The organism is Pseudomonas sp. P5_A2_2, from assembly GCF_054177685.1.
In genome coordinates, this window is the sequence record NZ_JBGCUL010001097.1 from 1 (window position 1) to 1,408 (window position 1,408).

Below are 1,408 nucleotides of genomic sequence, written 5' to 3' on the forward strand. Positions count from 1 at the left end.
GAGCAAGCTCGCTCCCACAGTAGCTCTGCGGCCCACCAGAAAATTGGGCTCGCCACCTCTTCCTGAAAAAAATCCCCACTGAAACATCCCCCTCGATAGCTCTAGTTCAACACTTCCAACCAAAACGCCTCCGCTGCCTTTCCGTCTTTTTCAAATTTCTTTGAAATTTTATATTGCGCGCTAAACATTAGCGCGATACATTCATCTCGCACTTACTTAGCGCGCAAACATTTAGCGCAAAAAAAACAAACCCCGAACGAGGCTTTCACCATGCAAACTCTCTACACCGCAATCGCAACTTCCACTGGTGGCCGTGACGGTCGTGCGGTTTCCAGCGACAACATCCTCGACGTCAAACTCGCCACCCCGAAAGAACTCGGCGGTGCTGGCGGCGCAGCCACCAACCCTGAGCAACTGTTCGCCGCCGGCTACTCCGCCTGCTTCATCGGCGCCCTGAAATTCGTGGCCAGCCAGACCAAGCGCAGCATCCCGAACGACGCCTCGATCACCGCCCACGTCGGCATCGGCCAGATCCCTGGCGGCTTCGGTCTGGACATCGACCTGCACATCAGCCTGCCGGGCCTTGAACAAGCCGATGCACAAGCACTGGTCGATGCGGCCCACCAGGTCTGCCCGTACTCCAACGCCACCCGTGGCAACGTCGATGTGCGTCTGCACGTCACCGTCTAACAGCTGACCTATCAGGCCCGAACAGGAAATGAACATGAACACTTTCAGCAAAGTCTTGACCGGTACCCTTCTCGCCATGTCCATCGGCAACGCGTTTGCAGGTACCGGGGTTGAACACAACACCCAGGCATTCCTCGACGTTCTGAACGCCGGCACCGGCAAGCCGATGGAGCAAATGACACCCGCCGAGGCCCGCGCCGTTCTGGTAGGCGCGCAGGCCGGGGTGAAGCTGACGCTGCCAAAAGCCGATGTCAGCCAGAAGACCATTCAAGTCGACGGCCAACCGATCAGCCTGACCATCGTCCGGCCGGCCGGGGTCAAGGGTGAGCTGCCGGTGTTCATGTTCTTCCACGGCGGTGGCTGGGTACTGGGAGATTTCCCGACCCACGAGCGGCTGGTACGTGACCTGGTGACGGGTTCGGGTGCAGCGGCTGYCTTCGTGAACTACACGCCGTCGCCGGAGGCGCATTACCCGGTGGCGATCAACCAGGCTTACGCGGCGACCCGATGGGTGGCCGAGCACGGTAAAGAGATCAACGTCGATGGCAAGCGCCTGGCGGTAGCCGGCAACAGTGTCGGCGGCAACATGGCGGCGGTGGTTGCGCTGATGGCCAAGGACAAGGGCACACCGGCGATCAAGTTCCAGGTGCTGCTGTGGCCGGTGACTGATGCCAACTTCGAAACGGCGTCCTACAACCAGTTTGCCGAGGGGCACTTC

General features: G+C 59.8%; 2 protein-coding genes. Both read left to right on the plus strand.

What is annotated here, in order from left to right:
- The first annotated feature begins 270 nt into the window (after positions 1-270).
- Positions 271-690 carry an organic hydroperoxide resistance protein gene (locus ACXRVY_RS29130; protein ID WP_046031808.1) on the plus strand — a complete coding sequence of 140 codons (420 nt, stop codon included), beginning with the start codon at positions 271-273 and terminating at the stop codon, positions 688-690.
- 34 nt (positions 691-724) lie between these two features.
- The coding region (locus ACXRVY_RS29135) for an alpha/beta hydrolase (protein ID WP_458238975.1) at positions 725-1,408 on the plus strand (684 nt) is incomplete at its 3' end.